At 69.6% G+C, this 26,238-nt stretch carries 16 protein-coding genes and 2 pseudogenes; 11 read left to right on the forward strand and 7 right to left on the reverse strand.

Going from position 1 to position 26,238, the window contains the following annotated elements:
• Both FJV41_RS31115 and FJV41_RS31120 read right to left on the reverse strand, forming a co-directional pair.
• Positions 1-181: pseudogene (locus FJV41_RS31115) on the reverse strand (energy transducer TonB); the annotation flags it as partial.
• 136 nt (positions 182-317) lie between these two features.
• Entirely contained in the window at positions 318-806 is a 489-nt protein-coding gene (locus FJV41_RS31120; protein ID WP_141646222.1) for an NUDIX hydrolase, read from the reverse strand.
• 314 nt (positions 807-1,120) lie between these two features.
• Between FJV41_RS31120 and gltB the strand changes: the two genes are divergently transcribed.
• Together gltB and FJV41_RS31130 are read left to right on the forward strand one after the other, a co-directional pair.
• Positions 1,121-5,677: a glutamate synthase large subunit gene (gene gltB, locus FJV41_RS31125; protein WP_141646223.1), complete on the forward strand. Its 4,557-nt coding sequence runs from the start codon at positions 1,121-1,123 to the stop codon at positions 5,675-5,677.
• A gap of 3 nt (positions 5,678-5,680) precedes the next feature.
• Positions 5,681-7,141, forward strand: coding sequence for a glutamate synthase subunit beta (locus FJV41_RS31130; protein WP_141646224.1), 1,461 nt, complete (start codon positions 5,681-5,683; stop codon positions 7,139-7,141).
• A 3-nt stretch (positions 7,142-7,144) separates the two neighbouring features.
• On the opposite strand, the gene FJV41_RS31135 is transcribed toward FJV41_RS31130, so the two are convergent.
• Entirely contained in the window at positions 7,145-7,756 is a 612-nt protein-coding gene (locus FJV41_RS31135; RefSeq protein ID WP_141646225.1) for a hypothetical protein, read from the reverse strand.
• A gap of 225 nt (positions 7,757-7,981) precedes the next feature.
• On the opposite strand from FJV41_RS31135, the gene FJV41_RS31140 reads away from it, so the two are divergent.
• On the forward strand, positions 7,982-10,789 hold the full coding sequence (locus FJV41_RS31140; protein ID WP_141646226.1) for an ELWxxDGT repeat protein: 2,808 nt from the start codon (positions 7,982-7,984) through the stop codon (positions 10,787-10,789).
• Between the two features lie 104 nt (positions 10,790-10,893).
• Positions 10,894-11,310, forward strand: coding sequence for a nucleoside diphosphate kinase regulator (gene rnk / locus FJV41_RS31145; protein ID WP_141646227.1), 417 nt, complete (start codon positions 10,894-10,896; stop codon positions 11,308-11,310).
• A 57-nt stretch (positions 11,311-11,367) separates the two neighbouring features.
• Here the strand turns inward: rnk and FJV41_RS31150 are convergent, their stop codons facing one another.
• The gene (locus tag FJV41_RS31150) at positions 11,368-12,132 is read right to left on the reverse strand and encodes a ParA family protein (protein ID WP_174459284.1); all 765 of its coding nucleotides are present in this window, start codon (positions 12,130-12,132) and stop codon (positions 11,368-11,370) included.
• A gap of 266 nt (positions 12,133-12,398) precedes the next feature.
• Between FJV41_RS31150 and FJV41_RS31155 the strand changes: the two genes are divergently transcribed.
• The 3 genes from FJV41_RS31155 to FJV41_RS31165 all read left to right on the forward strand — a co-directional run bounded on the left by FJV41_RS31155 (position 12,399) and on the right by FJV41_RS31165 (position 17,318).
• Entirely contained in the window at positions 12,399-13,232 is an 834-nt protein-coding gene (locus FJV41_RS31155; RefSeq protein ID WP_141646228.1) for an MBL fold metallo-hydrolase, read from the forward strand.
• Between the two features lie 15 nt (positions 13,233-13,247).
• Positions 13,248-14,843, forward strand: coding sequence for a sigma-54-dependent Fis family transcriptional regulator (locus FJV41_RS31160; protein WP_141646229.1), 1,596 nt, complete (start codon positions 13,248-13,250; stop codon positions 14,841-14,843).
• A gap of 147 nt (positions 14,844-14,990) precedes the next feature.
• Entirely contained in the window at positions 14,991-17,318 is a 2,328-nt protein-coding gene (locus FJV41_RS31165) for a hypothetical protein (protein ID WP_141646230.1), read from the forward strand.
• A 6-nt stretch (positions 17,319-17,324) separates the two neighbouring features.
• Here the strand turns inward: FJV41_RS31165 and FJV41_RS31170 are convergent, their stop codons facing one another.
• From FJV41_RS31170 to FJV41_RS31180, 3 genes are all read right to left on the reverse strand, one after another.
• Positions 17,325-18,275 carry a hypothetical protein gene (locus FJV41_RS31170; RefSeq protein WP_141646231.1) on the reverse strand — a complete coding sequence of 317 codons (951 nt, stop codon included), beginning with the start codon at positions 18,273-18,275 and terminating at the stop codon, positions 17,325-17,327.
• Positions 18,276-18,505: 230 nt separating this feature from the next.
• Positions 18,506-20,923: a serine/threonine-protein kinase gene (locus FJV41_RS31175; protein ID WP_141646232.1), complete on the reverse strand. Its 2,418-nt coding sequence runs from the start codon at positions 20,921-20,923 to the stop codon at positions 18,506-18,508.
• Positions 20,920-22,581, reverse strand: a complete 1,662-nt coding sequence (locus FJV41_RS31180; RefSeq protein ID WP_141646233.1) for an adenylate/guanylate cyclase domain-containing protein — start codon at positions 22,579-22,581, stop codon at positions 20,920-20,922. The genes FJV41_RS31175 and FJV41_RS31180 overlap by 4 nt, the downstream gene beginning before the upstream one ends.
• Positions 22,582-22,789: 208 nt before the next feature.
• On the opposite strand from FJV41_RS31180, the gene truD reads away from it, so the two are divergent.
• The 4 genes and pseudogenes from truD to FJV41_RS31200 form a co-directional block, all read left to right on the forward strand.
• Positions 22,790-24,655, forward strand: coding sequence for a tRNA pseudouridine(13) synthase TruD (gene truD / locus FJV41_RS31185; RefSeq protein WP_141646234.1), 1,866 nt, complete (start codon positions 22,790-22,792; stop codon positions 24,653-24,655).
• A gap of 122 nt (positions 24,656-24,777) precedes the next feature.
• Complete coding sequence (locus tag FJV41_RS31190) at positions 24,778-25,347, forward strand: RNA polymerase sigma factor (protein ID WP_174459296.1); 570 nt, start codon at positions 24,778-24,780, stop codon at positions 25,345-25,347.
• The gene (locus FJV41_RS31195; protein ID WP_141646236.1) at positions 25,344-25,847 is read left to right on the forward strand and encodes a hypothetical protein; all 504 of its coding nucleotides are present in this window, start codon (positions 25,344-25,346) and stop codon (positions 25,845-25,847) included. The genes FJV41_RS31190 and FJV41_RS31195 overlap by 4 nt, the downstream gene beginning before the upstream one ends.
• A gap of 7 nt (positions 25,848-25,854) precedes the next feature.
• Positions 25,855-26,238: pseudogene (locus FJV41_RS31200) on the forward strand (hypothetical protein); the annotation flags it as partial.

A 26,238-nucleotide genomic window follows, 5' to 3' on the forward strand; every position in this document is an offset into this window, starting at 1 on the left:
AGAGACAGACCCCCAACACCCCCACGTGAACCACCACCGCCATGACGAGCGCCCAGCCCCACCGGGCCCAGACGCCTTCGCCTTCCAACGTCTCGCCCAGGCGGAACAGCTGCCCGGACGACACGCTCCGCTCGGCCGGCGGGACGCCCTCCATGGAGGGAATATTGAAATTGAGAACCATTCTCATCTTCAGAATCCATAGAACTACGCCCGCGAGCCAGGGCTCGTCAACGCGCAAGCTCGACTTGGACGTATTTGTTTCATCACAGTGGCCAATACACGCACCCCGCGCGTGGCAAACCCAGACAGGGTGCGTCTCACAGCCGCGTGAAACTCCAGCTCAACGCGCGTCCCCCGGAATACGGCATGACGCCGTGAAACGGCCGAGGGTCCTCGTCGAACACGAGTGGCAGGAAGTGCCGGTCTCCGTCCCACATGGGCAGGCGAGGAAGCTCGTCGAGGGGCACCCAGGACAGCGTGCCCTCCGCGTTGCGCTCCAGCGGCGTGCCCTCGAAGGCGTCGATGCGGAAGACGAAGCCGAGCCAGTCCTCACCGTGCTTGCCGAAGCCGGGCCAGGACAGCGTGCCGCGAAGGACCATGCGCGTGCACTCGATGCCCGCCTCTTCGCGAATCTCGCGGCGCATGCACGCGCCCACGTCCTCGTCGCGCTCCATCTTCCCGCCGAGCCCGTTGTACTTGCCCAGGTGCGCGTCGTCGGGCCTGGCGTTGCGGTGGATCAGCAGCACCCGTTGCCCGTCCGGCGACATCACGTAGCCCAGGGTGCCGATGATGGGGGTGTAGGGCATGGCGCGGTCCTCATGACGCCGTGCGAGAAGAGCTCGCGCGGACGCGCCGCTTCATAGCGAATCCCGGGCGCCCCCGGTCCACCCACCACGGTGGGTCCCTCCCACGGCGTGACGAGGCCGCCCCTCCCCCGAGGGCAATCGACTGCCCACCCATTGACGAGGGCCTCCGTCTTGGGGGTGGCCGGCATGGCCCCTTGGCCCACTGCCCAACCACCGGCCTCTCGCTCGTGGCTTCTTTACGGGAGTCGACGCGTCGCGTTAGCGTGTAGCGACACAGCGATGACCTCCCGCGTCAGGCGGGAAAGGGGAAGTTGATGACCGCGATCCTCCCCGGCCGGTACGGCCTCTACGAGCCCGAGACCGAACACGATGCCTGCGGAGTGGGCTTCGTGGCTCACCTGCGAGGTGAGCGCTCTCGAGGCATTGTCGAGGACGCCCTGGAACTGCTCAACCGCCTGAGCCACCGGGCGGCCGCGGGGAAGGATCCTCGAACGGGAGACGGCGCCGGCATCCTCGTCCAACTGCCGCACCGCTTCTTCGAGCATGAGGCGCCGGAGCTGGGCTTCGAGCTGCCTCCGCGTCGACAGTACGGCGTGGCGCAGGTGTTCCTCCCGCAGGAGGTCGAAGCCCGGGCCGCCTGCGAGGCGGTGCTGGAGGAGGTCGTCGCCGAGGAGGGTCAGCGCGTGCTCGGCTGGCGCGACGTCCCGGTGGCGCCGGAGCACCTGGGGCCGGTGGCTCGCGAGGCCGCGCCCGTCATCCGCCAGCTCTTCATCGCGCGGCGCCGCGTGGTGCCCAGCGCGTTCGAGCGAAAGCTGTACCGCATCCGCAAGCTGACGGAGAACCGCGTGCAGGCGCGCGGCGTGGACCCGATGGGCCGCTTCCACCTGGCCAGCCTCTCCTCGGAGACGCTCGTCTACAAGGGGCTGCTGCTCCCGGCGGACCTGCCGCGCTTCTACCCGGACCTCCAGCACACGGAGTTCGTCAGCGCGCTGGGGCTGGTGCACTCGCGCTTCTCCACCAACACGTTCCCCACGTGGGAGCTGGCGCAGCCGTTCCGCTTCATCGCGCACAACGGCGAAATCAATACCCTGCGTGGCAATCGCAACTGGATGACGGCGCGTCGCGGGCTGCTCCAGACGGCGCGGCTGGGCGGGAGCCTGGAGCCGCTGTGGCCCATCATCGTCCCGGGCAAGAGCGACTCCGCGCAGTTCGACAACATGGTGGAGCTGCTCTACCTGGGCGGCCGCACCCTGCCCCACGCGATGATGATGATGATTCCGGAGGCGTGGGAGGGCGACGCGCTGATGTCGGACGAGAAGCGCGCGTTCTACGAGTACTCCTCCGCGCTCTTGGAGCCGTGGGACGGGCCCGCGGCCATCGCCTTCACGGACGGGCAGCTCATCGGCGCGACGTTGGACCGCAACGGGCTGCGGCCCGCGCGCTACCTTGTCACGGAGGATGACCGCATCATCCTCGCCTCGGAGACGGGAGTCATCGACGTGCCACCCTCGCAGGTCCGCCGCAAGGGGCGCCTGACGCCGGGCCGCATGTTGCTGGTGGACACCACCGAGGGCCGCATCCTGGAGGACGAAGAGGTGAAGCGCGACATCAGCACGCGCTGGCCCTACCGTCGCTGGCTCCAACGCAACGTCTTCACCTTCGACGACCTGCCCACCATCGCCGCGCCGGAGCGGCTGCGAGGCGACGAGCTGACGCGACTCCAGGGCGCGTTCGGCTACACGGTGGAGGACATCCGCTCGGTCATCACCCCCATGGCCGAGACGGGCAAGGAGCCGGTGGGCTCCATGGGCACGGACACGCCGCTGGCGGTCCTCAGCGACCAGGCCCCCAGCCTCTTCTCGTACTTCCACCAGCTCTTCGCGCAGGTGACGAACCCGCCCATCGACCCGCTGCGCGAGTCGCTGGTGATGACGCTGGCGACGGCGCTGGGCCCGGAGAGCAATACCTTCGAGGAGACGCCCGAGCAGTGCCATCGGCTCTCGCTTCCCGGCCCCATCCTCACCAACGGGCAGCTCGCGCGGCTGGCCTCCATCCACGGCGAGGGCCTGTTCGAGACGAAGCGCCTGTCGCTGCTCTATCCCCTGGACGGCGGAGAGGGCGCGCTGGAAGCGGCGGTGGAGAAGCTGTGCGCGGCGGCGGTCGACGCGGTGGACGCGGGCGCGAGCATCCTGCTCCTGAGCGACCGGGGCGTGGACGTCACGCACGCGGCCATCCCCGCGCTGCTGGCCATGTCCGCGGTGCACCAGCGCCTGGTCCGTGACGGCATCCGCATGTACACGGGCCTCCTCTTGGAGACGGCGGAGGCGCGCGAGGTGCATCACTTCGCCTGCCTCTTCAGCTACGGCGCGGCGGCGGTGAATCCGTACCTGGCGCTGGACACGGTGCGGGCGATGGCGGACGGGGGAGAGCTGGGGGTGGACGCGGAGAAGGCGCAGGAGCGCTTCATCCACGCCGTGGAGGAAGGACTGATGAAGGTGATGTCCAAGATGGGCATCTCCACGCTCCAGTCCTACCGAGGCTCCCAGTTGTTCGAAGCGGTGGGACTTCAGCGCGGCCTGATTGAACGCCACTTCACCGGTACGCCCTCCCGAGTGGAAGGCGTGGGCCTGCCCGAGCTGGGGCGCGAGGTCGCGGAGCGCCACGCGCGCGGCTTCGAAACGGCGGAGGGCCAGGTCCCCGTGGGCGGCCAGTACCGCTGGCGTCGACAGGGTGAGCGGCACAAGTGGAACCCGGCGACAATCGCCAAGCTCCAGGCGGCGGTGCGCGGCAACGACGCGGCGCAGTTCGCGGAGTACTCGCGGCTGGCGGACGACGAGACGCACGAGCACTGTAACCTGCGCGGTCTCCTGGAGGTCGTGACCGAGGGTTGTCGTCCCGTCCCCCTGGAAGAAGTAGAGCCGGCCCTGTCGCTGGCGCGTCGCTTCGTCACGGGTGCCATGTCCTTCGGCTCCATCAGCGCGGAGGCCCACGAGACGCTGGCCATCGCGATGAACCGGCTGGGTGGCAGGTCCAACAGCGGCGAGGGCGGCGAGGAGTCCCGGCGCTACCAGCCGGACGAGCACGGCGACCTGCGCCGCAGCGCCATCAAGCAGGTGGCGAGCGCGCGCTTCGGTGTCACCACCGAGTACCTGGTCAACGCGGACGAACTGCAGATCAAGGTCGCCCAGGGCGCCAAGCCCGGCGAGGGCGGACAGCTTCCGGGCCACAAGGTGGACGAGCGCATCGCCAAGGTCCGCTGGTCCACGCCGGGCGTGACGCTCATCTCCCCTCCTCCGCACCACGACATCTATTCCATCGAGGACCTGGCGCAGCTCATCTACGACCTCCAGTCCACCAACCCGAAGGCGCGGGTGAGCGTGAAGCTGGTGAGCGAGGTGGGCGTGGGCACCATCGCCGCGGGCGTGGCGAAGGCGGGCGCGGGCTGCGTCGTCATCTCCGGATACGAGGGCGGCACGGGCGCCTCGCCGATTTCGAGCATCCACCACGCGGGTCTTCCGTGGGAGCTGGGCCTCGCGGAGACGCAGCAGGTGCTGGTGCACAACGGGCTGCGCTCGCGCATCCGCGTGCAGGCGGACGGTGGCCTGCGCACCGCGCGCGACGTGCTGGTGGCCGCGCTCTTGGGCGCCGAGGAGTTCGGCATGGCCACCGCGAGCCTCGTGGCCGTGGGCTGCATCATGCTGCGCAAGTGCCACCTCAACACGTGCTCGGCCGGCATCGCCACGCAGGACGGAGCGCTGCGAGAGCGCTTCCAGGGCAAGCCCGAGGACGTGGTGAACTTCTTCCTGCTCATCGCGGAGGACCTGCGGCGCAAGATGGCGGCGCTGGGGGCTCGGACGATGGAGGAGCTGGTGGGCCGGGTGGACCTGCTGCGCCAGCGCGCGGCGGTGGACCACTGGAAGGCGCGACGCGTGGACCTCTCCGCGCTGCTGGCCGCGCCCGCCGCTCCGGAGAGCGAGCCCCGTCACTGCACGGTGCCCCGCTCCAAGGATGTGTCGGACCACCTGGACCACGAACTGCTTCGCGACGCGAAGGCGGTGCTCGACGGTGGCCCCGCCATGCTGTTGACGCGGCCGGTGAGCAACACGCACCGCGCGGTGGGCGCCATGCTGTCCGGGGAGATCGCCAAGAAGTATGGGGCGCGAGGGCTCCCGGACGGGCGGCTGCACGTGCGGATGAAGGGCTCGGCGGGCCAGAGCTTCGGCGCGTTCCTGGTGTCCGGCGTCACGCTGGAGCTGGAGGGAGACGCCAACGACTACGTGGGCAAGGGCCTCTCGGGCGGCCGCATCATCGTCTACCCGCACCAGTCCAGCCGCTTCGTGGCGGAGGAGAACGTGCTGGTGGGCAACACGGCCCTCTACGGCGCCACGGCGGGCGAGGTGTACCTGCGAGGACTCGCGGGGGAGCGCTTCGCGGTGCGCAACAGCGGCGCGCAGGCGGTGGTGGAGGGCGTGGGAGACCACGGCTGCGAGTACATGACGGGCGGCGTGGTGGTGGTGCTGGGCCCCACGGGCCGCAACTTCGCGGCGGGCATGAGCGGCGGCACCGCGTACGTGTTGGACAAGGAGTCGACCTTCCGACAGCGGTGCAACCTCGAGATGGTGGAGCTGGAGTCGTTGGTGGACGAGTCGGAGATCTGGCTCGTGCACGGCATGGTCGAGCGACACCTGCGGCATACGCATAGCGCGCTGGCGCGGCGGGTGCTCGACAACTGGGAGCTGATGGTGCCCCGGTTCGTGAAGGTGATGCCGACGGACTACAAGCGCGTGTTGCAGGCGCGACGCGCGGCGAAGAAGCCACCGGAGACCCCGGTGGGGGCGCAGCTCCAACACGTCGTCGGCGGGAGGGGCTGAACCATGGGCAAGCCGACCGGATTCATGGAGTGGGCCCGCGTCCACCCGCACAAGCGCGAGAAGCAGGAGCGGCTGGGCGACTATCGGGAGTTCGCGCTGCCGCTGGCTCCCGAGGAAGCCAAGCGACAAGCAGGGCGCTGCATGGACTGTGGCGTCCCCTTCTGTCACCAGGGCTGTCCGCTCGGGAACCTCATCCCGGACTTCAACGAGGCCGTGTACCGGGGCCGCTGGCGCGAGGCGTACGACATCCTCACCCGCACCAACGGCTTCCCGGAGATGACGGGCCGGCTGTGCCCCGCGCCGTGCGAGGCCGCGTGCGTGCTGGCCATCGACCGCGACGCGGTGACCATCGAGCAGATGGAGAAGGAGATCGCCGAGCGCGCCTTCACGGAGGGCTGGGTGAAGCCCCGGCCGCCCCCTCGACGCACGGGACGAACTGTCGGCGTGGTGGGCTCGGGTCCCGCGGGGCTGGCGGCGGCGGCGCAGCTCAATGCGGCCGGTCACAGCGTCACCGTGTACGAGCGCGACCCGAAGGCCGGAGGGCTGCTGCGCTACGGGATTCCGGACTTCAAGTTGGAGAAGTCCGTGGTGGACCGTCGCCTCGCGCTGATGGAGGCGGAGGGCGTGGTGTTCCGCACCGGCGTGGACGTGGGCGGATCAGTGAGCTTCCGTGAGCTGCGCGGGCGACATGACGCTCTCTTGCTCGCGATGGGCGCGCGACGGGCGCGTGAGTTGGAGGTGCCTGGGCGCGAGCTGAGCGGCGTGGTGCAGGCCATGGAGTACCTGGAGCACCAGAACCGGCTCGTGGATGGGCACGGTGAACAGCAGGAGCGACTGAACGCGGCCGGCAAGCGCGTGGTCATCCTGGGGGGGGGTGACACGGGCTCGGACTGCCTGGGCACGGCGCTGCGGCAGGGCGCAAAGAGCGTGCAGCAAATCGAGCTGTTCCCCTCGCCTCCCTCCGTGCGCGCGCTGGACAACCCGTGGCCCCGGTGGCCGGTGGTCTTCCGCACGTCGTCGAGCCAGGAGGAAGGCGGCGAGCGTGGCTTCGCGATGCAGACGAAGCGACTGGTCGGCACGGATGGGAAACTGGAGGCCCTGCACGCCGTGAAGGTGGAGGTGCAGCGCGCGGTCGGCGGCGGCCCGAGGCTGGTGGAGGTTCCCGACTCCGAGCCGACGCTCGAGGTGGACCTGCTGATTCTGGCGATGGGCTTCACCGGTCCGGAGACGACGGGACTCGTGGACGACCTGGGCGTGGCGCTCTCGCCTCGCGGCACGGTGCAGGTGGACAAGCGCTTCGCCACCTCGGCGGATGGCGTCTACAGCGCGGGGGATGCCAGCCGGGGCGCGAGCCTCATCGTCTGGGCCCTATCCGATGGCCGCGAGGCGGCGAAGTCCATCGACGCGTATCTGTCCGGCGGCGTGTCGGTGTTGCCGACACGCGGCGCGGACAGTCCGTTCTGAGCGTCAGGGCTCGAACGTCTGGAGCTGAAGTCCCTCGGCGACAAGCTCGGCCACGGTGACACGCTGGTCGAGCCGTTCGAGCGGGCAGCCCCAGAGCGCGACGATGGAGCGGTCCAGCTTCCGCGCGAGTGCTGTCGCGGAAGTGGCGTGAGCGGCCAGCTCGTTGGCCACGTTCTCTGCCATGGGACGTAGTTCAGTCGGCATCTTTCGATGTCTGACGGAGAGCTGGAACGGGTGGCCCTCCAGCACTCCCGAGGCCCATTCAGGCAGCGCCAGGAGCCGGCTGCGCATCAGCCACGCGCGTCCCAATCCATCGGACCTCTCCGGCGAGTCGACGACCCCGAGCATCTTGAGCAGTTCGACACCGGACGTCTGCTCCCGCATCGCTTCGTGCTGAGGAAGATTCACGAGCCCGAAGCGCTCGAACAACGCGAGGCTCAGCGGCCGATACCACCCCGCGAGGTCCTCCCGCTTTTGTTCCAGCATCCACGCCAGGCCCATGCCGAGCGTGACGAGGTCCGCGGGTTGGAGATGAGCTTCGGGCGAGAGGTAGCAGTAGTCACAAGGAACGAACGGCGTCAGGAAGGACGACAGGCCATCGATGAACGTGAACATGTTGGCCCTCCGGACCAGACAGTGGTCCCCAGGCTGACACTGTTCCATCCACCGTGGCGCACTTCTCGACGCGGCTTCGGCCGCTGAGTCGCCTCGGACCGACCGTGGCGATGTGCCCGAGCGCTCAATTCCCCGTCCCTGGAGGGTGGGTTTTCACGAGGCGGGAGCAAGCCACCTTTGGCGCCCACTCGCGCGAGAAATGTCGCGCGAAGAACGGTGTCCCTCATGGCGTTGCCGCTCCTGCCTTTGTCACTGCTCCTCACGTTGCTGGTCTCCGCGCTCTGCTGTGGCGGAGGAGATGCGGACACCCTGTCGATGGGAAAACTGGGGGGCACCCCGGACGTGCTGGACTCCCCCTACCCCGTGGACGACATCGCGGGAGGCCGCCTCAGCTCCGGCCCGCATGAACTGACCGACGTCAACGGCACCCTCTACTTCGTCGCCACCGACCGCTCCCGAGGCACCGAACTCTTCAAGAGCGATGGCTCGGACCGAGGCACCTTCCTCGTCAAGGACCTCCGCGCCGGGCCCCTCGGCTCGGAGCCGCGTGAGCTCACCGCGGTGGGAGACACGCTCTACTTCGTCGCCCATGACGGCGAGCACGGCGAGGAGCTGTGGCGCAGTGAAGGACGGAGTTCGAACACCCGCCTCGTCGTGGACTTGCGTCCAGGCCCCCTGGGCTCCCATCCCGAGAGCCTCGTCCAGCTCGGCGAGCACCTCTTCTTCTTCGCCCATGACGGCCAGTCCGGCGTCGAGCTGTGGCGGACGGATGGCACCGAGGGAGGCACCGCGCTGGTGAAGGACATCGCGGAAGGTCCATCCGGCGCATTCCCTTCCCAACTCGTCGCAGCGCAAGGCCGGCTCTACTTCTTCGTCGACCGGGTCCTCTGGCGCAGCGACGGCACGACCGGCGGCACCGTCGCCGTGAAGGAAGTCGATGCCCCGCCCAGCGTCATCGTCCGCCCCAGGGCGCTCACCCAGGTGGACGGCCGACTCTTCTTCTTCGTCAGCTACGAGGACGACGACGTCCTTCCCGGTGAACTCCCCGCACTCGCCCTCTGGACGAGCAACGGCAACCCGAATGGCACGGTGAGGCTCATGGACCTCCCGTTCCCCACGCTCGATGGGCCCTTGCGCGCTCGCGCCGCGGGCAACCTCTTCTTCTTCGTCACCAACTTCCCCGACCATGGCGACGAGCTGTGGCGCAGCGATGGCTCCGTGCTCGGGACATTCCCCGTGCGCGACATCGCCGCGGGCTCCGCCAGTTCCAACCCCCGCGAACTCACCGCGATGGACGGGCGCCTCTACTTCTCCGCCTGGTCCCCCGATCACGGTGACGAGTTGTGGCGCAGCGACGGCACGCCCGACGGCACAGTGCTCGTCAAGGACCTCGTGCCCGGCCCCCAGGGCTCCGCCCTCGCCTTCCTCCGTGAAGCGAGGGGACGGCTGTACTTCTCCGCACGCGAGACCGGGAAGGGCCACGAGCCCTGGAGCAGCAATGGCTCCGGGCGCGGAACCTCTCGACTGGAGGACCTGTCCCCCGGCGCGTTCTCGTCCGCCGCGCGCGACTTCACGGTCAGCGGCCGCAGGGTGTTCTTCACCGCGAACGAGCGCGGCACCGGCGCGGAGCTGTGGGCCCGGGACGTGGGCTACGACTTCCGAGTCGCCACGAAGCACCTGCTGTGGCCGGGCGACGACGAGGACACGCTGCACTCGAGCCCCTCACCCGCGCGACTCATCCAGGACATCTTCCCGGGCCCAGGCAGCGCCAACACCCGCGCGTGGACGGCACGAGGCAACACGCTCTACTTCGACGCGGACGACGGCAGCATCGGCCAGGAGCTATGGCGCACGGACGGAACCCCGGCGGGCACCGTGCTCATCAAGGACCTGCGCCCGGGCCCCCTATCCTCCGAGCCCTCCGACTTCTTCGTCGTCGGCCCATGGGTCCTCTTCTTCGCCGACAATGGCGTCCACGGCCGGGAGCTGTGGCGCACGGACGGCACCACCGAGGGCACGGTGATGGTGAGGGATATCCGGCCCGGCTCGGGGAGCAGCCAGGGCGACGGAACCCTGGTCGTGCTGGACGGAATCGCGTACTTCAACGCGCGCGACGCGAACCACGGCGAGGAGCTGTGGCGCACGGACGGAACCCCCGCGGGCACCACGCTCGTCAAGGACCTGGCCCCTGGCGCCGAGGACGGTTCGCCGCGCTACCTCACCGTCGTGGGCTCGCGCATCTTCTTCCTCGCGAACTTCCCTGACGCCGGATGGGAGCTCGGCATCAGCGACGGCACCGAGCCCGGGACACACCTGGTGAAAGACCTCCTCCCAGGCTCCACCGGCTCGTTCCCCAACACCTTCACCACCCTCGGCTCGCGGCTCGTCTTCGCCGCCAACGACGGCGAGCACGGCGAGGAGCCCTGGGTCAGTGATGGCAGCGAGGCCGGTACCCGGCTCCTGCGCGACATCTGGCCGGGCCCGAGCGGTTCATACGCGGACACCTTCACCGTCGCGGGAGACCGCGTCTTCTTCGCGGCGGCGGACCCCATGGCGGGCCGCGAGCCCTGGCTCAGCGACGGCACCGAGAGCGGCACCACCCTGGCCTTCGACGTGTACCCCGGCCCGGAGGGCTCCTATCCCCTGTGGTTCGGCGCGCTGGGTTCAAGCGTCCTCTTCAGCGCTGATGACGGCACCCACGGCATCGAGCTGTGGCGCACCGACGGCACGCCCGGCAGCGCCTTCCTCGTGAAGGACATCCACCCGGGCCCCGCCCACTCGGAGCCCCGCTGGATGACAGGCGTGGGCACGACCGCCCTCTTCCATGCGGACGACGGAGTCAACGGCGCGGAGCTCTGGGAGACCCACGGCATGGAGTCCGGGACGCGGTTACGACAGGAGCTGGTACCCGGACAGCTCGGCGCGCTCCCCTACTTCTTCACGCGCGCGGGGCCCCAGGTCTTCTTCCTCGCGGACGACGGAGCCCAGGGAATCGAGTGGTGGGTGCTGAAGCTCCCGGACGACGGCGGCTGAGGCCCGCATGGCTCTCCGGGCTCGCCGGGAATAGATATTTCGCCCAGCCGTTGGCGCGGTGTTGACCCTATCCTCATTCTTTACTTTTCACGGGAGCCATCGACATGACCAGCGAGCAGTCCCTCATCGTGACTGAGACCGACCTGGAGCGTCTGCGCCAGGTCATCGACCACCATGGAGGGGGCCGTACGGCCGAGCTCGTGGAGATGCTTGATTCGGAGCTGTCCCGGGCCCAGGTGGTGTCCTCGGAGACGGTTCCTCCCAGCGTCGTGACGATGAACAGCACCGTGCTGTTCGAGGATGAGCAGACCGGCGAGCAGCGGCAGGTCACGCTCGTCTACCCGAGGGACGCGAAGAGCGACGAGGGTCGCATCTCCGTGCTGGCCCCCATCGGCAGCGCCCTCATCGGCCTGTCCGTGGGGCAGTCCATTGCCTGGCCGCTGCCGAGCGGGCGCACCAAGCGACTGCGCATCGTCGCCGTGCCCTACCAGCCCGAGGCCGCCGGCCACTACCACCTCTGAGTGATTCGCGCGAAGGCGCCCGTCCCGTGCTCCCGGGGCGGGTGCCCACGCCGTAAGTCAGCGCAGGCCCACGCGCTTCGCCAGCTCCTGCGCCAGGGCCCGCAGCTCCTCGACACCCGGCGCCGCGGGGCTCGTGTCGAACACCACCTCGTAGCCCAGCCCCGCTTGATTGATGGACTCCGAGCGCGGAATCCGCGCGCGCAGCACCGGCACCGTCGAGTCCTTCAGCGCCTCTTCCATCGCCTCGTTGGTCGCCGTGGTGCGCCGGTCCCACAGGTTCACCACCGCCACCAGTTCGCCGCTCTGCTGCTCACGCACGTCGCGCCACGCCGCTTCGATTTCACCCAGACCCTGGAGCGCGAAGGCCCCCGTGGGCACCGGCGCCACGACGAGGTCGGAGAAGCCCAGCACCGCCTCCGTGTACGCGCCGATGCTCGGCGGCGTGTCCGCGAGGATGACGTCCGGCGTCCAGCTCAGCGTCTTCAAGGCGCGCGGAATCGCCTGCAGGCGGTGTCCCCATTGGAACAGCTCGCGCTCCATCGCCGCCATGCGAGGCGCCGCCGGCGCGATGAAGAGCGTGGGCCGCTTCGGTGACGCCACCACCACCTGGTCCAACCGGTACTTGGGCCGCGCGCCCAGGGCCTCCCCGACACACGGCCCCTCGCGACTCTCCAGCCCCAGCACGAGCGACGCGTGCGCCTGGGGATCCAGGTCCAACAGCAGCACGCGCTTGCCCATGTCCGCCAGCGCGGAGGCCACGTGCGCGCAGAGCGTCGTCTTCCCCACGCCACCCTTGATGGTGCAGAACGCAATCAACGCCATGGCTCCGTCCTATACCGGATCTCCCACGCGGGCGATGGACGCCAGGGCCCCCAGCAGCCTGGCCATCAGTCGGAACTCCCCGTAATTCTTGATGCCCCGGAATGGTACGGCCGCACCATCCAGGGGCGCTCCAGAATGGTGCGGTGCCCCGCAACGTCAGACCTCTCGTCAATAATTCCAGCCACTTGGACATGGCATCCCACGTGCTCAAGCACGGGGCATCAGGGCGTCCTCACGGAGGCCCTCCATTGAATGAGGAGGTCGTCATGGATATCCGGTTCTACGGCGTTCGGGGGAGCATCGCTGTCTCGGGTTCGCGCATCGGCGGCAACACGGCGTGCGTGGAGGTGACGAGCCAGGGCCACCGGTTGATCCTCGACGCGGGCACGGGCATCCGGGCGTTGGGTGAGGTGATGATGCGCGAGGGCCCGCCGCACAAGGTCGCGATGTTCTTCTCGCACCTGCACTGGGACCACGTGCAGGGCTTCCCCTTCTTCACGCCCGCGTATCTGCCCACGACGGAGCTGACGATGTACGGCCCCGGCGCGAATGGCGCGCAGGCGCTCCAGTCGGAGCTGGCGGCGCAGATGCAGCCGCCGCACTTCCCGGTGCCGCTGAGCATCATGCGCTCGCGGATGGACTTCCTGTCCGCGCTGCACGGCAAGACGGTGGAGGTGGGGCCCTTCAAGGTGACGCCCATCGACGTGCCGCACCCGCAGGGATGCCTGGCGTACCGGGTGGAGGCGGATGGGCACTCGTTCATCTACGCCACGGACGTGGAGCTGTGCCGCGAGGACCTGACGCCGGAGGTGGCGCGGCTGTTCGAGGGCGCGGACGTGTTGTGCCTGGACGCGCAGTACACGCCCGAGGAGTACGACGGCCGCAAGGGCATCCCGAAGAAGGGCTGGGGCCACTCGACGATGATGGACGCGGCGGACGTGGCGAAGACGGTGGGCGCGCGGCGGCTGTGCCTGTTCCACCATGACCCGGCGCACACCGACGAGACGCTGGAGGACATGGCCGAGCAGGCGCGCACCCTCTTCCCCGTGTGCGAGCCGGCCCGCGAGGGGCAGCGACTGATCCTGGGCCGCGCGGCCTGAGAGGCGGGCGGAACGATGCCACTCGAATGCTATGGTGACGCGTCGGCCTTCATCCTCCCGCCACTGCCCACCATGCCCCCTGCCGCGGACATCACCCAGGTCCTCCTCCCCTTCGGAGCGCTCGTCGGCAGAGAGGTGGACCTGGATGCATTCCTCCAGACGTTGATGGACCGCATCGCCGCCACCATGCAGGCGGACCGGGGAACCTTGTGGCTGTTGGACCCCGCGCGCCGGGAGCTGTTCAGCCGCGCCGCGCACCTGCCGGAGGTGTCGCAGATTCGCGTGAAGCTGGGCCAGGGCGTCGCGGGCACCGTGGCCCAGGAGGGCCATTCCATCAACGTCCCGGACCCGCGCGGAGAGCAGCGCTTCTTCGCGGACATCGACCGGATGACGGGCTACCGCACCACCAGTCTGCTGGCGGTGCCCCTGCGCGACGCGGACGGCGCGCTGTACGGCGTGCTCCAGGTGCTCAACCGTCGCGGGGGAGATCGCTTCACCCCGGAGGACACCGAGCGGCTCGACGCGATTGCCTCGCAGGTGAGCACCGCCCTGCAGAGCACCAGCCTGTACCAGGAGCTCCAGCGCGCGAAAGACCAGCCGCACGCCCCGGTGGGCTACTTCTTCAACCGCATCATCGGCGAGTCCCCGCAGCTCCAGGCCATCTACCGGCTGGTGCGCAAGGCCGCGCCCACTGACGCCACCGTGCTGCTGCGCGGGGAGAGCGGCAGTGGCAAGGAGCTCTTCGCGCGCGCCGTCCACGTCAACGGGCCGCGCCGCGACAAGCCCTTCGTCAAGGTGGACTGCGCCGCGCTACCCGCCACGCTCATCGAGAACGAGCTGTTCGGCCACGAGCGTGGCGCCTACACCGGCGCGGACCACCGCATGCCCGGCAAGTTCGAGGCGGCGGACAACGGCACGGTGTTCATCGACGAGATTGGCGAATTGCCCCTCCCCGTGCAGGGCAAGCTCCTGCGCGTCATCCAGGACCGCGAGTTCGAGCGCGTGGGCGGCACCCAGGCCATCAAGGTCGACGTGCGCATCGTCGCGGCCACGCACAGGGACCTCGCGCGCATGGTGGCGGAGGGGCGCTTCCGCGAGGACCTCTACTACCGCATCAAGGTCGTCGAGGTCGTCCTGCCTCCGCTGCGCGAGCGCGGCGCGGAGGACATCGAGCGACTGGCCCGGCACTTCGTCGCCGCCGTGGCGCGACGTCACCGGTTGCCTCCGCCCCGACTCAGCCCGCTCGCGCTGGAGCGACTCAAGCGCTACCGCTGGCCCGGCAACGTGCGCGAGCTGGAGAACTGCATCGAGAGCGCGGTGGTGCTGTGCGAGGGCGAAATCCTCGAGGAGCACCTCCCCCTGCCCGACATGGACCGGTTGCCTCCCGCCAGCACGGCGCCCCAGTCGATGGCGGACCCCGCTCGCGCGACGGCCACCCCCTCATCGGCCGAGGCCGGACTGCTGCCACTCGCGGAGGTGGAGCGCCTCCACATCCTGCGCGTCCTGGACTCGGTGAAGGGCAACCGCACGGCTGCGGCGAAGGTGCTGGAGATTGGCCGCAACACCCTGGCCCGGAAGCTCAAGGAATACGGCCTCGGCGACGAGGTGTGACCTTCCTCCCCGCGGGCCCACCCCCTCGCGCCCAGGCAGCCAGCCGGGCCAGCCCTGGACTCCACCTCGAAGCCGACAGCACGTGCCTCCCGGGATAACCTGGAGCATGCTGGGACGGCACTTCCATGCAGGTCGAGGGGGCTTCACATGAAGGTGATTGAGACGCTGGCGAACCTGCCGGCGGAGCTGGCCGAGAAGATTCCGGACGTGAAGCTCCAGGACCAGGACATCCGGGTGACGCTGGCGCAGGAGGGCCTCACGCGCGAGGGCATCCTCCCGCCGAAGCTGAACCTGGGGGACTTCGCGCTCTCCTTCGAGGCCAGCGCCGAGGCCACGGTCCGCAACTTCAACTCCCCCGGCGACGTGGACGAGAACGGCATCGTCGGCGAGGCGGCCGCCGCGAATGCCCCGCCCTCGGACTCGCCGCGTCCGCAGCTCCTCCTGGGCGGCGACAAGGGGTGGATGCGTTATCAGGCCACCGGGCTCGTCAAGGCGGCGGCCTCCGGCAGGTACACCTTCGTCTCCGCCAATGGGAAGACGGAGCTGTCCGCCACGCTCAGCGACTACCGCGCGCATCCGCTGGCGCGCAACATGCGCGAGGCCGCGAAAGAAGACCTGGCCTCGCCGCGCCTGCTGGTGAATTCGACGGACCTGACGAAGCTGGGGACGGGTGACGCGCTGTCGTGGCGGGTGCGCGGCATGCTGGAGACGGGGCTGGACCTGGGCTGGGCGGACCTCTTCACCACCAACCTGGGAGACCTGTCCTTCGTCCGGAACAGCGAGCTCATCGAGCTGAAGACGTCCATCGTCGCGCTGGTGCGCGCGCGCGTCTCGCTCACCGACGACTACCAGCTCAGCTTCTCCCGTCCGAGCCCGGGCCGCCTTCAGCTCGCGGTGCGCAAGGCGAAATCCCACGAGGTCACGCAGGGCGCGGGCCTGGGCATCCAGGTGGCCTTCGCGGACCCCGAGGCCGTGCAGGCCCGACTCAAGGAAGTGCTGTCCGCGCTCGCGGGACAGGCCGAGGCCAAGGTCGAGGAGCTCATCGACAAGGCCCTCCAGAAGGTGGCCTCCTCGGAGGACCTGGCGCTGCTGCGCACCGTGCTGGAGCGGCTGGGGTTGGACCCGCAGCTCGTCAACCTGGACCACCTGAAGCAGGAGTGGGAGGAGCTGAAGCAGAAGGTGGAGGGCGCGCTGGAGAAGGTGGTGAAGGCGCGAATCGGCGCCGCCTTCCAGTACGAATACCTGCGCATCTCCGAGTCCTCCACGCTGCTCGAAGTCGAGCTGGACGAGGCCACCGCGCTGAACTTCCACGGCCAGCTGGTGCTCGGCAACCTGGTGGACCTGATGTCGTGGCTGCGCGCGCCGGAGAACGCGGGCAGGTTCACCCTGAAGAACTACCTCAACACCGCGTCCTTCACGCTCCAGCAGACCGTGGGCTTCTCGCTGAGCCTGGGCACCTTCGAGGTGTTCAAGGCGCGCGGCTCGCTCAAGCAGACCTGGGTGTCGCAGGAGAACACGCAGGGCGCGCGGCGGCAGGCGTTCCTGGGACAGCGCACGTACGAGGACGCGCTGATGGGCCACCGCAACCGCTGGGCGGTGGACTTCCGGGCGGACATGGAGTCCTTCGCCCAGGCCCCGGCCGCGTCGGACTTCCGTTACGGCCTGCACATGCTCCTGTGGGGGCAGAAGAAGAAGCTGACGAAGCAGGAGCTGCAGCAGGCGGTGGACGACGCCGTCGTCTGGGGTGTGCTGGACGCCAATGACGCGTCCAGCGTCACGACGAAGCTCGAGGCCCATCTGGGCAAGACGGACGTGCAGACACAAGTCGAGCTGAAGGTGTCCGACGACATGCTGCGCGAGCTGGTGCCCCGGCTCCAGACGTTCGACCTCAAGCTGTTCTCACGCGCCCTCGCCCGCGCCATGCCGTGGAGCGAGCAGACGGCCCGCGTGTCCTCGGAGTTCCGCAAGCTCGTCTACGCGCCCATCTGGGAGTCGTACCTCACCGAGGTGATGAACAAGGGCAGCTTCCTGTCCGGAGACCTCTCCCCCACCCGCGCCGCGCAAATCGCCGCGTGGTTCATCGAGCGGGACTCCACGGTGAAGCAGCTCGCGGCGGGCCTGCTCCTGCGCGAGAAGACGTGGCAGCCGCCCGGCGGCAACTTCAGCTTCGCCGAAGTCACGGACAAGAACCGCAACACGCTTGCCAAGTGCCGCCGCTTCGTGGACGGCCTGGTGCGCCTGCGCCGCTCCATCGAGGAGCGCCGCAGCGGCGAGGAGCTGCGCACGGTGCACAGCGACCTGGAGGGGCTGTGGAACACGGGCTTCCACCTGCGCACGGCCGGCGCGGTGCTGGCGGAGCTGGCGAAGAGCACGCCTCGGGGGCTCGGCGGAATCGAGCGGACCTTCACCGTGCGGCTCGCCGACAGCCAGGAGCAGCTCGTGTTCTCCACGGCGTGGGGTCCGTCCACGCCGTAGCGCGGCTCACATCGAGCGCGACAGCATGAACGCGGCGGCCATGGACATCGCTCCGGCCGCCGCGAAGTGCCTCCAGGCCAGGCGTGCCAGGGTGCCCCTCGTGACGTCGGCGTCCGAGCCCAGCACCACCATCGCCGCCCCGCCCCGCCGGCCCCTCAGCTCGTAGGTGCCCTCGCGCGCGCCGCGCCGCAGCTCGCCCACCACGAAGCAGGTGTCGCCCGCGCTCCCCACGCGCTCCCAGGACAGTGCCCGAGCTTCATCGTCGGCCTCGCTCGCGCCCGACAGCCCGCGCCCCTCCGAACTCACGGGCACCTCCTCGTACCAGGACGAGGGCGGCGTCACCGACAGCGTCCGACAGCGACGAGGCCGCATCGGCGCCATCAGCGACGCGGGAGAGAACCTCACGCGCGCTCGGACCTGTGCGCCTCGCAACATCAGCGCGGGCGAATAGGCCCGCTCTCGCGACAGGAGCGCGCCCTTCCGACCGTCCGCCGCCACCTCGCGGAGTTCGGCTTCGAAGAATGCGCAGGGAACGCCGCCCGGTGACGTGAGCACCTCCTCCGCATCGAGCGTGCCCTGGTAGACGCCCCAACCCGGCGCCTCACCGGAGCGCAGGTTCGCCACGGCCTCATCCAGCGATTGGGGCACCGTGCCCCGCAGCAGATCCGCGCCCGAGCGCACCCGCGTGCCACGCACCGCCAGGAGCGCCGCCACCACCAGCAGCGCGAGCGCCAGGGACTTGCCAACGGCCTCGTCCGACAGGAGCGTCGGCGCACCGCCTTCCCCCAGGCGCAACACCAGCGCGAGCGCGCCCAGGGCCAGCATGCCGAACCAGACCAGTGGAAGTCGCGGGATGCGGGCTCGCGCGCCTCGCCGTCCAAACGTGAACGCCGCGACGACGAGCGCCGCCAGGAACGCCGCATAGATGGGCGCCAACACGACGCGCCAGAATTCCATCCCGTCCCCCGGCAGCTCGACCGGAGCCCCCAGGGCCCCGAACACCGGAAGAAAGTGGGACGCCCGCGAAGCCCGCGCAAGGTCGTCCAGGGCGAGAACCCGTCTCCCCGAGGACAGTCCTCGGCAGGAGAACACTTGCCCGCTCCGCAAGGGCCCGAGGCGAGGCGCGATGCGCGAGGAGTGTCGGAAACAGGAGACCGGCGCGCGAGGCGGAGCCGGCTCTGGAGGAACTACTGCTCCTGGCCCGCGACCGCCTGGCGGGGAGGACGCTCCTTCAACTGTCCCTTCACCGACAGGTCGTCGAAGGTGCAGGCCAGGTTGCGGCACCCCACCGCCACCTTGCCGACGCGGTTCTTCAGGCCCGGAAGCAGCTTCCGGGCGAAGCGCTGCTTGCCGAGAAAGCCCTCCGCGAGCACGACGCCTTCCGCCTTCGGGCTCAGCTTCAGCCGCACGAAGTAGGGCCCTGTCGAGGGCAGCGGCATCTCGTCCTCGACGAGCCCATCCGTGTCCTGCGCGCTGTTGCCCACCACCTCGTGGCCATCCTCGGTGAAGTAGCGCCACGCCAGGCGCATCCCCACGCCCGGAATGGCGAAGGCCGACACCTGGAGGTCCTTGATGCGGAAGGACAGCTCGCCGTAGTGCTGGGCGTCCGGCTCCTCGGGGTACTCGTCCCCGAGCGGCTTGACGTCCATCAACACCTGGGCGTCGAAGTCGTCGGCCGCGAAGTAGCGGTGCGCCACGTACGCGCGCGGCACCAGCCTCCGTCCCGAGGCATCCAGGCCGCCCTGCCACGCCCTGAGCTCACCCTCCTCGATCACCCACCGCCCGCTGTGGAGGTTGAGCTCCTCGGTGCCCTGGCCCTCGAAGGTGACGCCGAACCGGGTCTCCCCGCCGGGCTTCTGAGCCAACGCCACGCTCGACGAGGTGAAGGCCTCGCCGTACGTGTTCGGCGGAAACGGCCGGGTGGGCGTGCGCACCTTCCTGCCCTGCTCGGAGGAGGTCCGCTCGGAACCGTTCTGGCCCGACGCGTCCATGAACACCCGTGCCGCCAGGCCAATCACCGCGAGCCCGCCCACGATGGACAGCCCGCTGCGCACCTGGCGCCAGCCCATGCGCAGGCGACGGGTAATCTGGCTCGTCGTCGGGGCGCGCGCGGTCGCCAGTTGGCGTGCCGGCTGGATGCCCGTCATCAGGCCCGGCGCGGACGAGGTGGAGATCATCGTCTCCAGCGCCGCGCACAACTCCCCCGCCTTTTCGTAGCGGGCTTCCGGGTCCGTCTCCAGCAAGCGCTCCACCACCAGGTCCACGCGCGAATCCAACCCCGCCACGCGCTGGGACGGCAGCTTGAAGCGCCCCAGGGGCACATCCCCGGTGAGCAGTTCGTAGAGGACCACTCCCAGCGAGAACAGGTCGGCGCGACCGTCCACGTTCTTCGCGTCGCGCCGCTGCTCCGGGGCCATGTAGTTCAGCGTGCCCATGGCCACCGCCGTCGCGGTGAGCTGCAACCGGGACTCCGACTGACGGATGCCCGCCAGCCCGAAGTCCGCCACCTTCACGTTGCCCCGCCCGTCCAGCAGGATGTTCTCCGGCTTGAGGTCGCGGTGGATGATGTCCTTGTCGTGCGCGCACTCGACGGCGCGCGCCACCTGGAGCATCAGCCTCAGGCTCTGCTGCGGCGACAGCGCGCCAGCGGAGATGGCCTCTCTCAGCGAGCGCCCCTCCACGAACTCCATGACGAAGTAGTAGTGCTCGCCCGCGACGCCCCGGTCGATGATCTGCACGATGTTCGGGTGGTTGAGGGCGGCCAGCGCGGTGGCCTCCTTCTCGAACCGCGCCACGAACTCCGGGTCCTTCGCCAGCTTCGGCGGCAACAGCTTCACCGCCACCGTGCGTCCCAGCGACGTCTGCCGCGCGAGCCACACCTCGCCCATGCCACCGCGGCCGAGCAACTCCAGCAGCTCGAACCCCGGCAGCGACACCCGCGACGCCGCCACGAAGGTGTCCACCTCGTGGACGTTCAAGTCGGAGTCCGCGTTGCCACGGCCCGTCGGCGTCGACGAGCGAACCACCGTCGCGCCCACGGGAACCTCCAGGCCGGGTGTGGCGGACGGCATGGCCACACCGCTCGGCCCGATGCTGGCATTGAGGGGAGGGGCCACGTCCGCGCCCGGAAGTGGGACCCCGGGAAGCGCCATGTCGCTCGGGGAAGCACCCGTGCTCGACGAGGGCGCCGCGCCGGCATTCACGCCCAGCACCTCGATGCCACTCGCCAGCGGGCCCCTGCTCGCCGCCGTCCCGCCCACCAGCGTCACGCGCCCATGGACCGAGCCGGGCTCGTCACGCGGGGGCTCGCGCTCCTCCAGCAGCGAGGCGTCCCGGAGGGCCCCGCCGTTCGCGTAGCTCGTCGTGCTCCGGGGGGCGCGCTCGTCGGCGCCAAGCCCCGGCACCACGGTGTCGCGGGTGTTTTCCGGAGCGCCCTGCGCGCGGTGCGGGGCAACGGTGATGTGGGACGTCGCGCGAGCGCCGCTCGCGTCCTGACGCCGCACCTCGAAGCGGATGCCACAGCGGCACGCCACCTTCTGCCCACTGACATAGACCCGGGTATCGTGCTGGATCCCGCAGTTGGGACACTCCTGGGTCGTCGTCATGCGCGGCGCGGGGAAGCAGCGGTCGTGTGTTCCACGCCGTGGACACGATACGTGGGAACGGCCTTCTCCTTGCCCTTCACCTGCAGCGCCTTCAGCTCCTCCACGTCGAAGCCAGGCCCGGACTTGCGGACCGTCGACTCCGACGCGAGCACCTCGCCACTCTTCGCCATGCCGCACAGTCGAGAAGCCGTGTTCACCGTGTCCCCGATGGCAGTGAACTCATGCCGCTCCGCGCTGCCCATGTAGCCCACGACGGCCTGACCGGTGTTGATGCCGATGCCCACCTCGATGGGCGCCTTCCCCATCGCGACGCGCTGACGGTTGATCTCCTCCACCGCGTCCTGCATCTCCAGCGCCGCCCGCAGCGCACGCGCCGCGTCGTCCGGATGCGAGAGCGGCGGACCCCACACCGCCATGACGCAGTCGCCAATGAACTTGTCCAGGTTCCCCTCGTAGCGGAACACCACGTCCGCCATCGCCGAGAAGAAGCTGTTCAGCATCGACACCACTTCCTGGGGCGACTCGTTCTCGGAGATGGTGGTGAAGCCCCGGATGTCCGCGAACAGGCAGCTGACTTCCGCCAGCCGGCTCTGCCTCAAGTCCTCCGTCTCGCCGGAGATCACCGCGTCGGCCACCGCCTTGGACAGGAAGCGACTGAGCTCCGCGCGTGTCACCGCCTCCGCGCGGATCTGCTCGCCCAGCGCCGAGTTCTCCAGCGCGATGCTCGCCTGCGAGGCGATGCCGGAGAGGATGTTCAGGTCCTTCTCCGAGAAGGCGTTGATCTGCTGCCGGCTGTCCAGGAAGAGCACCGCCTGGATCTTCGTGTTCACCATCAGCGGCACCGCCATGGCTGAACGGATGCCCTGCGCGACAATGCTCTCCGCCGCGGAGAAGCGCTCGTCGATGATGGCGTCCGCCGTCAGCACGGCCTTGCCCGTCTCCACCACCCGCTTCAACACGGTGTCGGAGAGCATCACGTTGACGGGCTTGCCCGTGCGGTGGTGCACCGCCGCCGGGATGAACTCCCCGTCCCCGGCGACCTTCAGGATGACGCCGTGGTCCGCCGCGAGGAGCTGGAAGGCGACCTTGAGGATCTGCTCGAACAGGGCCGTCTGGCTGCCCTGCAGGCCCACCTGCCGGTGGAACTCGTGGGCGATGCGCAGCTTCTCGTAGTCGCGGCGCAGCGCCTCCACGTCCGTCATCAGCTCCACCGGACGGAAGTTCTGCGGCACCTGGTCCATCTGCGCCAGGAAGGCGGGCATGGACACCGACTGGGCCACCACCGTCACGCCCGGCGCGGTGGGCGCGGTGTGGTTCACCGCCGGCTCGCCGCTGTGGAAGATGAGGCGAGAGGAGCCCAGGGCTATCTCGTCCCCGTCCTTCAGCCGCAGCTCCTTCACCCGCTTGCCGTTGACGAACGTCCCGTTCGAGGACCCCAGGTCCTTCAGGACGAAGTCCTTGCCCTGCCGCTCAATCGTCGCGTGCTCCTTGGAGACCTCCCGGTCGACCAGGCGCAACGTGTTGGACGGATGGCGGCCGAGCGACGTCAGCGGCCCCAGGGGAAATTCCCCCAGAGTGCCGTCCGCGAAGCGCCCGGTCAGCCGGGGGCCGCGAAGCTGCCCGGATTTCGGAGCGAATGGGGCGGGAACCTGGCTCACGCGCGAATCCTCACCGGCGCGGACACTACCAGAGCCTCTCCCTCACAGGGAACGTCTGGTGCGGCTGTCCGACCCGAAGGGCCTCCGAAGGGCTGCACGGCTGGTCAGCGTCCAGTTCCTGGGACGGCGCGTCACCCAGGGGAGTCCACCCCCCAGCCGCCCCTCCGCCCCGCTTCTCTCCTGGGTCCCACACTGGTAAGGGGGGCCCGTGAGAATCAAACAGAAGCCCGAAGACTTCAGCGTCAAGGAATCATACCGCTTCGATGAAGTCGATGGAGGGCGTTTCCGCGTCTACCTGATGGACAAGCAGAAGCTGTCCACGTTCGACGCCGTCACCCGCCTGCGGGACGCGTTCGGCCTGAAGCCGGGCGCCATCAGCTATTGCGGTCTGAAGGACAAGCAGGGGCGCACCGAGCAGATCATCGCGGTGGACGGCGCCGACGTGGACATGCAGGAGCCCGACCTGCGCCTGAAGTTCCTGGGCCGCACGAACAAGGCCCTGTCCTCGGCCAACATCACCTCCAACCGCTTCTCCGTGACGGTGCGAGCGCTGGGCCCGGAGTCCGTGGGCCCCCTCAACTCGGCCGCCGCCGAGGTCAACCGCCTGGGCGTGGTCAACTACTTCGACAGCCAGCGCTTCGGCTCGCTCAAGCACGGCCAGGGCTTCATCGCCAAGGACCTCATCCGGGGCGACTTCGAGGCCGCGCTGCACAACTTCCTGGCCAAGCCCTCGGAGCTGGATTTCACCGAGGACGCCAAGGTGAAGGCCTTCTGGCGCGACAATTGGGGCCAGTGGGACGCGCGCGTCCCCTTCGAGGGCACCCGGAAGTACCACCGCGTGCTGCGCTCCTTGAGGGACCACCCCAAGGACTTCATGAAGGCCTTCCTGCAGATCGACTCGGACTACCGGGCGATGCAGCTCTTCACCTTCCAGAGCTTCCTCTGGAACGAGGGCGTGCGGCGCTACCTCCAGTTGATGCTGCCGCGCGAGTCGCTGTTCCCCATGCGCTACCAGGCCGGCACGCTGCTGTTCCACCGCGACGCGGACGCGAACACGCTGCGCGTGCTGCGCGAGGCCACCTTCCCCCTGCTCGCCCCCGACACCACCTTCAAGGACCCCAAGGTGGAAGAGGCCGTCCACTGGGTGCTGAGCCGGGAGAAGCTGACGCTGGCGGACCTGCGCATCCCCGACGCCGAGCGCCTGCTCTACTTCAAGCACGAGGAGCGGCCCCTGCTCTCCTTCCCGCACAAGCTCGTCGTCGGCCGCACCCAGCCGGATGAGATCAACCGCGGGGACATCAAGGTCAACGTCGCCTTCACCCTGCCGCCGGGCGCGTACGCCACCCTCGTCGTCAAGCGCCTGTTCCACTTCGCGTACACTGAAGAGACCGCCGACGACATTCGCGCCCAGCGCGAGCGCACCGCGCGCATCATCGAGGAGAGTCAAGCCGAGGGCGCGCCGTCCAGCCGCCGCGGTCCTCCCGTCCGCGACGGTGAGCGAGGCTCGGAGCGTCCTGGCGCCACGTCTTCACGCCGCCCGCAGACCCGTGACGAGGAGCGAGCCCGCTCCCCGCGGACGGAGTTCCCCTCCAGCCGCCGTGCGTCCTCCTCCCGGAGCGAGGCTCCCGCCCGCCGTGGAGCCGGGGCCGCTCGCGAGGACGAGACTTCGTCCACCCGCCGAGCCTCCTCCTCCCGGAGCGAGGCTCCCGCCCGCCGTGGAGCCGGGGCCGCTCGCGAGGACGAGCCTTCGTCGACCCGCCGCGCCTCCTCTTCCCGGAGCGAGGCTCCCGCCCGCCGTGGGTCATCCCGCGATGAAGGGCCCTCGACCCGTCGCTCCCCGTCTGAATGGGCGGCGGCACCCGCCCGGAGCCGGTCCGCTTCGAGCGAGGATGACGTCTCGGCGTCCCCCTCCAGGGGCCGGTCGCTCGCCGACCAGGCAAACGCCCCGAAGGCCCCCAAGGAAGCGCCCCCTGCCCCGCTCGGATTCCGCGAGAAGGCCCGCCAGCGCAAGGCGAACAAGGAAATCGCGCGCGCCGAGACGGCGGCCAAGCGCCCGAAATCACGAAAGAAATAAGACTTCAACGGGGATGAACCGTTTGAACGCAATGGGGGAGCGCGCACGTCGTAGACCAGGACGTGAACGCTCTTGCCCTCGACGACGCCCCCGGGACGCTCGCCCACGCCATCGGGATGCTGATGGCTGACGACGCCGTCCCGCTCCCCTGGAAGGCCGACGTGCAGGCGGCCCGCCGGGGAGATCCGTCCGCCTTCGAGTCCCTGGTGCGCAGCGTCCAGCGCCAGGTGTACGGCCTGGCCCTCCGGCTCCTGCAGAGCGAGGCGGAGGCCGCCGAGGTGTCCCAGGAGGCCTTGCTGCGCGCGTACCAGAACCTTCACCGGTACGACGACGCGCGCCCCTTCGATTTGTGGGTGCTGGCCATCACCCGCAACCTCTGCCTGGACCTGCTCCGGCGCCGCACCAAGGTGCGCACCGAGGAGCTGGAGCCCATGAAGGAGGTCCTCCCCAGCGGCGAGGCGTCGCAGGAGGAAGGCGCCATCGCCCGCGAGGAGCGTCAGTCGCTCGAGGACGCCATGGCCACCCTCTCCGTCGACGACCGTGAAGTCCTCGCGCTCTACTACGTCCAGAAGCGCACGACGAAGGAGATCGCGCAGATCCTCGGGTGCGCCCCTGGCACCATCATGGCCCGCCTCTTCAGGGCCCGAGAGAAGCTGCGCAAGAAGATGACCACCGAGGAGGCCACCCGATGAGCGCGCACCTTTGTCCCGACCTCGAGGTCCTCTTCGCGGAGCTGGAAGAAGGAGAAGGCCCCGCGCTGGACCACGCCGCCGACTGTGAAGCGTGCTCCGCCGTCCTCGAAGAACACCGGCTGATGGAGCAGGACCTGTACCGACTGGCGGACCCCCTTCCGCCACCCACCCTGGTCGCCAGCGTCATGGCGAGGGTCGCGGCCGAGCCCGTGCCGCAGCGTCGCGAGGTGTGGTCCGGGCTCGCCATCCTCATGACCTCGCTGCTCGGTGGGCTGGGTTACCTGGTGATGAGCGACCAGGCGCTCGGTCGGCTGGGAACGGGCGTCGCGTCCTTCCTCGTGGAGGGACGGCTGTTCGCCGAGGGCGTGCTGAGTGGCGCCCGCGCGCTGTGGTCCACCGAGGGTCTGGCCGTGGCGGCCATCCTCGCCTTCCTCCTCCTCACGTCCCTGGCAGGCCTCAAGCGGCTCGCAGGCAGCGCCCCCACCCCCTCGGAAGCCTGAGCGACCCATGAAGATCTCCCCTCGATTCCTTCTCCCCGCGTTGCTCATGGGCGCCCCCCTCGCGCTCGCCGAGTCCGCCCCGGCCCCCAGCGCGGCGTCCGCGCCGGCCGCCAGGAGCATCGACGTCAGCTTCCGTGGCAGCCTGCGCGACGCGCTGAAGACCATCGCCGACAAGGGCGGCCTCAACCTGGTCGTCACCGGCGACCTGGATGTCCCGGCCGAGGTGCACCTGCGCAACGTCACCGCTGACCAGGCGCTGCGCACCGTCTCTCGCGCCTACTCGCTGCGCATGGAGCAGGACGGCTCCATCATCACCCTGCGGCCCATGACGCCGCATGAGAAGGAGGCCGCCGCGCAGGGCCACGCGCTGCCTGCCCCCGCCGCTCCGCCC

It is taken from the genome of Myxococcus llanfairpwllgwyngyllgogerychwyrndrobwllllantysiliogogogochensis, assembly GCF_006636215.1.
Lineage (GTDB): Bacteria > Myxococcota > Myxococcia > Myxococcales > Myxococcaceae > Myxococcus > Myxococcus llanfairpwllgwyngyllgogerychwyrndrobwllllantysiliogogogochensis.

Bases quoted from the DNA above. Each gene is read 5' to 3' on its own strand.
- FJV41_RS31155 (WP_141646228.1), top strand. From the start codon at position 12,399: ATGGATATCCGGTTCTACGGCGTTCGGGGGAGCATCGCTGTCTCGGGT.
- FJV41_RS31140 (WP_141646226.1), top strand. From the start codon at position 7,982: ATGGCGTTGCCGCTCCTGCCTTTGTCACTGCTCCTCACGTTGCTGGTC.
- FJV41_RS31160 (WP_141646229.1), top strand. From the start codon at position 13,248: ATGCCACTCGAATGCTATGGTGACGCGTCGGCCTTCATCCTCCCGCCA.
- FJV41_RS31170 (WP_141646231.1), bottom strand. From the start codon at position 18,275: ATGGAATTCTGGCGCGTCGTGTTGGCGCCCATCTATGCGGCGTTCCTG.
- FJV41_RS31165 (WP_141646230.1), top strand. From the start codon at position 14,991: ATGAAGGTGATTGAGACGCTGGCGAACCTGCCGGCGGAGCTGGCCGAG.
- FJV41_RS31120 (WP_141646222.1), bottom strand. From the start codon at position 806: ATGCCCTACACCCCCATCATCGGCACCCTGGGCTACGTGATGTCGCCG.
- FJV41_RS31150 (WP_174459284.1), bottom strand. From the start codon at position 12,132: ATGGCGTTGATTGCGTTCTGCACCATCAAGGGTGGCGTGGGGAAGACG.
- FJV41_RS31190 (WP_174459296.1), top strand. From the start codon at position 24,778: ATGGCTGACGACGCCGTCCCGCTCCCCTGGAAGGCCGACGTGCAGGCG.
- FJV41_RS31195 (WP_141646236.1), top strand. From the start codon at position 25,344: ATGAGCGCGCACCTTTGTCCCGACCTCGAGGTCCTCTTCGCGGAGCTG.
- FJV41_RS31175 (WP_141646232.1), bottom strand. From the start codon at position 20,923: ATGACGACGACCCAGGAGTGTCCCAACTGCGGGATCCAGCACGATACC.
- gltB (WP_141646223.1), top strand. From the start codon at position 1,121: ATGACCGCGATCCTCCCCGGCCGGTACGGCCTCTACGAGCCCGAGACC.
- FJV41_RS31130 (WP_141646224.1), top strand. From the start codon at position 5,681: ATGGGCAAGCCGACCGGATTCATGGAGTGGGCCCGCGTCCACCCGCAC.
- rnk (WP_141646227.1), top strand. From the start codon at position 10,894: ATGACCAGCGAGCAGTCCCTCATCGTGACTGAGACCGACCTGGAGCGT.
- FJV41_RS31135 (WP_141646225.1), bottom strand. From the start codon at position 7,756: ATGTTCACGTTCATCGATGGCCTGTCGTCCTTCCTGACGCCGTTCGTT.